A 7,573-nucleotide genomic window follows, 5' to 3' on the forward strand; every position below is an offset into this window, starting at 1 on the left:
ACACCTTTTTAACCTATGTTTTCAGTTCGCTGGCGCACCCACTTTAGAAAATGCAGCCAGGTTTTTCGAGGAGAAAACGACTGCACCTATATGATGCAGTCTGCTTTATTGATAAATGAAAAATTATTTTTTCTTGAACAGTAATGTCACGCGATTGGATTCACCGATTAGACGATTTTTCGCTTTGTGTTCTTCGGTCCCACTTAAGCTAGGTGGCAAGCGCCATACATTGTCATCGGCTTGCGGATCATCTTTAGGATTTTTATTGATATCGCTTTCGCCCACAAATTCAAAACCGGCGCTGGTCATAGTGCTAATCACATAAGAGCGCTTTAAGTAGCCACGGCTACCATCAGCCCATGCATCGGGTTTGTCCTCGGGCATCGCATGTTGAACAATGCCGACAACACCGCCAGGTTTTAATACGCGATGAGTTTCTGCAAGCGCTTGTTTTAAATAATTGCCTTTTGCATCAAAGCGCGCGAGGTTGTGCAGGGCGCGGATAAATAAAACAGCATCCACTTTTCCCGTTAATTCTGCAGGCATAGTGGCAAAGGTGTAGGCCTCACCCTTGGCGCCATATGTACCTCCCCAGGTTTTTGCATCTACGGCAAATTGTGCTGGCCATGCTTTGCGCTGCGCAATAAATTCCGGCGTCGCAAATCCGCCGAATTCCGGCCACATGTCCAAGCTGTAGTCAACGGCAACCAAGCGACCTTCAGCACCTAAATAAGGTAGCAAAATTTTTGAATACCAACCTTCACCCGGCAGTGCTTCCACTACGGTATCGCCCGGTTTAATGCCAAAAAATCCCAGTGTTTCTACCGGGTGGCGCGCAGCGTAACGGGCTTGGTGTTCAGCAGGTAGGCTTTGGGTAACGGCGACTAATTGTTTTTTATCGGCGTCGCTGAGGGTGGAGGTTTGTGTGTGATCGACCACACTGGAGCAACTCTGCAGCAGGATTGCAGCAGTTAGAAATGCGATTCTTTTCATGTCAGGATTCCTTTGTTGAAGGTGGTAAAGCCGGGCAGAGTGTGCCAGTCAATGGTGTCAGCCAACAGAGCGAAAGGATTATTTTTTGTTAAGGTCTGGCTCCAAAAAAACAAAACCCCACTTTTTAGGGTGGGGTTTTGCGGAGCTGGCGAGAGGTTAATGCCAGTTCGTTGCAGCTATTAAGCTTTTTTGTTGCGGCGTGCCAAGCCAAGGCCGAGCAAGCCAAGGCCGAAGAGCACAATGCTTGATGACTCTGGAACAGCGGTTACGCCGTCATTAGCGTATTTCAACATGTTAACGCGGATGTCAAAACCATTACCTGAGTGGAAGTTGGTGGTGGTCATGCCGCCCAGCATTACATGACCCAGGCCGTAGCTTTTTTCCAACAGGATGTTGCCTGCTGTCGAGTAGGCCAGGGTGTTGAAGCCAGCGCCTGCTACAACGTCGTGTGAGCAGCCAGAACCGGTAAATACAGTGCCAGCAGCAGCGAAGTCGTTGGTAGTCAGGGTGCACTCAGTTGAGTAGTTGCCAGTTTCGGTAAGAGTTGCACCAAAGCCCAAATCAAAATTGTCGGTACCGCCCCATCTTGCAGCGTTAACAAATACGCTTCCGCCAGAGGCAACGAAGGTTTCTACGGTGCTGCGGTTGCTGTTGTACCAGGTTTCGAAGTCGAAAGTATTGCCGTCACCACCATCAATGTAAACAAAGTCAGAAGTGTCACTGAACACGCCAGCATCACCAAATACTGCTCTGTCCCAATTGCCTGCACCAAAAGCGGCATCGAAGTTTTCGATGTTAGCGTTAGTGCCCCAAGGCTCTGAACCACTGGTCAAGTAGATCGGACCCGCAACAGCAGCTTGCGCTGCACCGAAAATTAAACAAGCGAGTGAAATAGTTTTTAAAGTTTTCATGGTTATCCCTGTTTGGAATTGATGTTGTACAGCGGCCGCCTTCTAGCAAGAACTGTGCTTGATTTATTATATTGTTGTTTATTATGGGCTTATTGTGTTTTTGGCGTCTTAATTATTATTTTGTGTGTAAATTATTCCGACAGATTTTTGGTGGCAAGAGGCAATGATTTTTGCAATGAAAAAACCCGCCGAAGCGGGTTATATTGGTTTTGACCGAATGCCATCCCTGATCTTTTTGCTGATGCTTTCTTAATTAATACACTAATGTTTGCATCGCATGAGCTGGGATATTTACAGTGGTTTCTTCATTGCCAACGTAGAAGCGATAGCTGATCGCATCGTCGGTATTGTTCATGACCACAGTAGCCAGTTTGTTATCCGCGTTCATAAACGAGGTGGTTTGCAAAACGCTGCGGCTGGACACGGCGCTGACGCGTTTGGCATCGGGGCGGATAAATTTGGAGAAGTGCCCGAGGTAGTAATAGGTTGGTGTGTAAATTAACTCGCCGTTATTTTCGTGTATAGGCGCGAAGCAGAAGTTGCCGACATGGTTGGGGCCACCGGTATTGTCGAGCAAAATATTCCAATCGGTCCAGGCGACAGCGCCAGCGTTAAAATCGTTAATTAATGAATCGCCATAACGCTCGGCGTTGGGCCAGTAGTGATAGCGCTCGGCGTTGAATTTTTCTACAGTGGCTTCGGTCAGCAATAAATTTACGTTCGGATAAGCTTTTGCGACTTCAGCGACGTTGCCGTACAGCGGTTTTGCACCGGTCCAGGTTTCATACCAGTGGAAGCCAATTCCCCATACATATTTAGCAGCTTCAGGATCGCTCATGATGGTGTTGGCGCGATGCACAATTAAATCGCGGTTGTGATCCCAGACAATAATTTTTTTATCGCCCAAACCTTCTTTTGCCATTACCGGGCCGAGATGGTTTTTCAGGAAATCGCGTTCATCTTCTGCGGTGAAAATCATTGATTCCCAGGTTTGTTTCGCCATGGGTTCGTTTTGTACGGTGATGCCCCAAATCGGGATGCCTTCTTTTTCATAGGCTTTAATAAATTTGGTGTAGTAGGTGGCCCAGGCGTTGTTGTATTCAGGCAATAATTTTCCGCCTTGCAACATGTGGTTGGTATCTTTCATAAACGCGGGCGCACTCCAGGGGCTCGCGTAGGTTGTAATTGTTCCACCGGCGGCTTTGATGGCCGCTTTCAGCATCGGCAGGCGATATTTTTGATCGTGCTTGATACTGAAGGTTTTTAATTCTTTGTCACCTTCTTCGATATAGGTGTAGCTGCCGCTGCTGAAATCAGAGCTGTGAATGGTAGTTCTCAGCAGGCTATAGCCGATACCGTCTTTTTTGTCGTAGTAGGCTTTTAAAAATTCGGCTTTTTTCTTGCTGTTTAATTTTGCAAAAGTTTCTGCGCTCGCATCGGTAATCGCACCGCCAATACCTAAAAAGGTTTGGTATTGTTTGGCTGGGTTAACGTAAATCGCAATTTCCGTTTCTTTATTTTGTTGCGCGGGTTTAAAGCTCAGGGTATCGGTGAGGCTCAACTTGTGATTGGTATCTTTGGCTGTGGTGTAAACACTCAGTGTTTTTTTGCTGGCACTGGTGTCGGCGGCATAGGTGCCGAACGCGGTGCCGGCAATTGCAAGCGCGATGGCTAATTTTTGTAAGTGTTTAGTCATAGTTGGGCTCTCTGTTTTTTGTGTTTCGCTATTGTTGGATACCCTTATCCGGATTGCGTTCGCAATCCGGATAAGGTTTGTCGCGTTACTGCTTTTTAATCTCAAACCAATTGATATTCCATTCCTTGCCAATCGAGCGGAAGCGCAAGGTGTGGTTACCTGCTGTCATCGCAAAAGATTTGCCGGTTTTGGTGATGTAGGTTTGCCAGCCGCCTGTGGCTGCCAGATCCATGGTGTCTACCACTACATCATCAATCAGCACGTCAAAACCAGTGCTGCCAGTTTGGCTGGCAAGGCGGTAATCAATGGTGTAATTACCAGCGGTTTCCGCTTTGATTTTGAATTCAATAAAATCGCCCGCTTCAAAATGGCCCACGTTAGTGCCGCCGCCGGTATCGCCACTCGCTTCTGTTTGGATGCCGCTCATCGCGGTGAATTTTTCCGCTTCGATTTTGGCTGGTACTGCCACAAACAATAGTTGAGTATTGGCCGGCGCGCTGGTGTAACCCTCGGCGATGCTATTTTTTGCAGCGACTGAGTAGTAGTAGGTTTCGTCTTCGTTCAAGCCGGAGTCGTTGAAGCTGGTGGTGGTCAGGCCTTCGGCGACCAAGGTGCCTTTCGCACCGGCGCTGGTTGCGCGATAGACGTTGTAAGTGATGCCGTTGCCGGTTACTGCCGCCCAGGTCAACGCAACACTATTGCCGGTTTGCACCAGGTTGACGTTGGTTGGGCGCGCTGGATAGTCGAACACGTCATTGTGTTCATCGGTTACCAGCCATTTGGCCAAGCCGGCGTTCACGTCATAACCCACTTCACCGTAGCTCTTAAACAGGGCTTCGATCTCGGTAATCGGCGCGGTGGTGAAATCCACTTTGCCCGCGTTATCGACTACATCTTTGCCGGCGACAGGCGCGTCTTCAATCAAGTAGATCTCCGCCCAAGTGTTCACGCTGCCATTACCTTTGAATACGCCGCTGAAGTTGTAGGTTTGGCCGCCTTTCAGGGTGACTTGTTGGTAAAGCGCGCCGTTGATTTCACCGGTTACACCGTCCGGACGGGTGATATGCATGACTGCACCGTCACTGCCTGTGGGTGCTTTGCTGGCATCAACACTGTTGTAGTTGAAGTTGAGCGCACCGCTGATGGTTAGTTCTGACCAGCCACCGCTAGCGCCAAAGTTGCCGTTGGCAAGCAGTTCTTCGTTGGTGGCTGTGTTTTTCAGGCTGATGCTATCGAAGGTCACATCGGGGTTGGCACCGCCGTTAGCGCCAGTTTTCACTACCAGATAGTAGGTTTTGTCGCCTGTGCCGCCCGCTTTGATGGTGGTAGCCTTTTTGGCACAGGCATCCGCGAAGCTGGAGTCCCAGTTGTTGCAATCCCAGGTGCTGGCTTTGGTGATCATGCCGACGCCGGTATCCAAACTGGTATTGATCTCATTGGTCACCATGCCCCAGGTGCCTTTGCCTTGACCGCCTGCTACCGAAACGAGTTTATATGCCCAGCTGGTGGACGCCCAATCGTAACCGGCATAAATATCGTAAGTGGCGCGTGCAATTTTGCCACCCAGCTCCAAACCGGCGGATTGCCAAGGTTGGAATTCGCCCATCAGCATGGGGGTTTTGAGTGCGGTCAATTTGGTGTTCCAATCGCATACACCGCCGGTACCGGTCTGGCCGCATTTGAGCCAATCGCGGTGGATATCAAAATGGGTGTCGTTGGGGCGATCGCCAAAAAGGCCGGGGTAAGGGTGGAGTTCAAACGCCACATTGTTCATGTTTTTGGCAGCCGGGTCGCCGTAGACTTCGATATTGCCGTAGTGACTGGGCAGCATAACGATGTGTTTACTGTCGATCTTGCGGATGGTCTCGTACAGCTCGGTCACGCGCACCGCCATGTCTTCAGCCGTTGAGCCCCATGGCTCATTGAGCGGATCGTAAGCCGCAACAGCAGGTTCATCTTTGTAGCGGGTAGCGACCTGTTCCCACAACCATTTGGTGCGGTCTTGATAGTCGGTGTCAGTCCAGTATTTGTTTTGGCCGGAGCAGCCGGTGTGGTCATTCGGAGTTTGGCCGCCATGCGCGCCGTGTAAATCGAGGATCACATAGATGCCGCGTTTTTTTGCTTCCGCAATTGTCCAGTCAAGGTAATGCCACGCATCGGCACGCAGGGTTCGAGGATTTTTTTCGTCCTCGATCACGCTCCACAAGATGGGAAGGCGTATGACATTAAATCCGAACGCCTTTAGCTGATCAAAATCGCGCTCTTTGATCCAGTTGTCGCGGAATAATTTGATCAAACGCTCTTTTTCATCGTAGCCAAAACGTTCGGTGAGTTTGGCTTCCAGGGTGCATTGGTCGTGTACGCCATTGCCACCCTGCCCCATCATCCAGAATTCTTGCACTAACCAGTTGCCCAGATTGGTGCCTTTGAGGCAAACCCGGTCGCCGTTGCTCTTGACCCACTTGGTGCCGTCGGTTTTCAGCATGGTCAGACCTTCATTACCGGTCGATACCGGGGTGCAGGCTGCAACCGGTGCAACGGAAGACGATGATGACGATGATGAGACAGCCGGGGTCGAGCTTGACGCATTCGTGGACGCCCGCACGCCATGGTCACTGCCACCACCACAGGCGACCAAACCGATGATGCAGGTGCTGAGGAGACTGGTTTTCAGGTTGATAAACGGGAGTTTGCTGTTGGGGTTAGTCATAGCGGTTTCTCTTATTGTGTCGATAGTTATTGTTTAACACTTGTAGGTGTTATTACCGCGTGAATCCTGACTGACTCGCCAAAAGCTTGCGCCCGTTTAAATTTATTCGAACCGGCTCAGATTTGGTTTTGCCTAAACTGGGAAGTTAATCCACATAATTTTTCGATAAAAATCCCCACTGCGCGTCCTGCTGCGTGCAACAGAACCCGAAAGTCAGAAAATGGGACGAGGTTGGTTGATCTGGGGCGGGGTTGGGGCGCAGTGTTCATTCATCCGTTGTGGATACATGCGCTTGTGGTCGGAAGTTTGCCTATCTGGCGTCTTTTCGTGAGGCTCTACGAATAATCTTCCGGTAGGAATATGCCGACCAATGGCAGCGCCAGAATGATTGAACCCAAAAAAATCCACACACAATTTGCCAAAGTGATGCTGCTATTGGATCTGCCGTCCGAGTCATTACAACTGATATTGATGGCGCGCTGAGCCTTAAAGAGTACGAATCTGTACAACTAAAGGTGAAGAAGTACAGTGTCCAAAGTTTCGCTGGAGCCATAAAAAATGCTGGCTGTACGGCATCGTCATAGGTGCTGGTGAAGTCGGCTTCCGGTGCGGCGTAGATGTTTTCTTGCAGAACAAAAGTCCCTGATTTTTTAACTTGCCGTTGATGTGTAGTCCGTGATGAACCTAGCCAATCGCTCGGTTTTTGTAAAATGAAGCGCGCAGTCTAAAAAGCCTAAAATAGTTTTAAGATGCTCTCGTCATAATCATTTGCATTGAGCGTCACATTAAACTTTTCGGCCAGGCGATCAAGTTCTGCTTGTTTAATCGCCAGTTCATCCAGCGTGAGCGTATTATCATCCAACTGCCATAACAGGCGTGAACCGGCGTAACTGTATTGCATCGCCACCAGTGCATCGATATTGCCCTCACTCGCAGCGGTTTCCAGTGCCCGCATTTTGCGATGTATTTTATTCAGTGCCTGCTTCAGTTCCCATACATAGGTTACCTCACGCATAAACTCGTGCTGCCGAACCTTATTGAGTAACCAGACAACCGTTATGGCGGTAACCACAACACCGAGTAAATTCCAATGAAAATGACGGCCACTCTCATCAGGGAATAACGCAATAAGCAGTTGGGATAAGGACAAACTACCAATCGCCAAACCAATTGCACAGGCTGCAAAGACAATCTTTACATGGCGATTATAACGTGCCTTATTAACCTCAATGAGCTGCATAAAATCCTGCTGATAATAAAAAA

General features: G+C 49.2%; 5 protein-coding genes. All 5 read right to left on the reverse strand.

The window, feature by feature from the left end:
• Positions 1–123: 123 nt before the first annotated feature.
• Complete coding sequence (locus ACWA6V_RS13750) at positions 124–993, reverse strand: class I SAM-dependent methyltransferase (RefSeq protein ID WP_449523026.1); 870 nt, start codon at positions 991–993, stop codon at positions 124–126.
• 179 nt (positions 994–1,172) lie between these two features.
• A complete protein-coding gene (locus tag ACWA6V_RS13755) occupies positions 1,173–1,904 on the reverse strand; it encodes a PEP-CTERM sorting domain-containing protein (RefSeq protein WP_449523027.1) in 732 nt (243 codons plus the stop codon).
• A 253-nt stretch (positions 1,905–2,157) separates the two neighbouring features.
• Positions 2,158–3,600 carry a glycoside hydrolase family 30 protein gene (locus tag ACWA6V_RS13760; RefSeq protein ID WP_449523028.1) on the reverse strand — a complete coding sequence of 481 codons (1,443 nt, stop codon included), beginning with the start codon at positions 3,598–3,600 and terminating at the stop codon, positions 2,158–2,160.
• Positions 3,601–3,685: 85 nt separating this feature from the next.
• Positions 3,686–6,310 (reverse strand): cellulase family glycosylhydrolase, encoded by a 2,625-nt coding sequence (locus ACWA6V_RS13765; protein ID WP_449523029.1) that lies wholly within the window; start codon positions 6,308–6,310, stop codon positions 3,686–3,688.
• A gap of 733 nt (positions 6,311–7,043) precedes the next feature.
• The coding region (locus ACWA6V_RS13770; RefSeq protein WP_449523030.1) for a DUF3087 domain-containing protein at positions 7,044–7,573 on the reverse strand (530 nt) is incomplete at its 5' end.

This window comes from Cellvibrio sp., from assembly GCF_053579595.1.